Consider the following 429-nt stretch of genomic DNA (forward strand, 5'->3'; position numbering starts at 1 on the left):
GGCGAATAGACCGAGAAGCTACCATACTACTACGATATCCGAAGACCCAGAAAACGCGAAAAGTCCGATTCCTCGTAGGATCAATCGGAACAGAAAATATGATTCTAGAGTATGGATGGCTAAAAGACGAAAACCCCACAATCGACTGGAAGGACCAAACAGTCGATGTACGATCGATACTAGGGGCAGAAGAAAAGAAACAGGAAACCACGATCCCAACGGACATGGTAGAACTGGTAGTTGCCCCAGAAGGAAAAATTCCAACAAGGGGAACCCAAGAAGCCGCAGGATACGACCTTTATGCCGCAGAAGAAACCGAGATCCCCGCCGGAGGATGGAAACTCGTCTCCACAGGAGTAAAAATGAAGATCCCGAAAGGATCGTATGGAAGGTTGGCCGGGCGATCCGGCAACACCCTCAGACACGGAT

1 protein-coding gene is annotated in these 429 nt (G+C 49.4%); it reads left to right on the forward strand.

Annotation, left to right across the window (positions count from 1 at the left end):
• Nucleotides 1-98: 98 nt before the first annotated feature.
• The coding region (locus tag I5E68_RS20020) for a dCTP deaminase/dUTPase family protein (RefSeq protein ID WP_502243828.1) at nt 99-429 on the forward strand (331 nt) is incomplete at its 3' end.

It is taken from the genome of Novosphingobium aureum (genome assembly GCF_015865035.1).
Taxonomy (GTDB): domain Bacteria; phylum Pseudomonadota; class Alphaproteobacteria; order Sphingomonadales; family Sphingomonadaceae; genus Novosphingobium; species Novosphingobium aureum.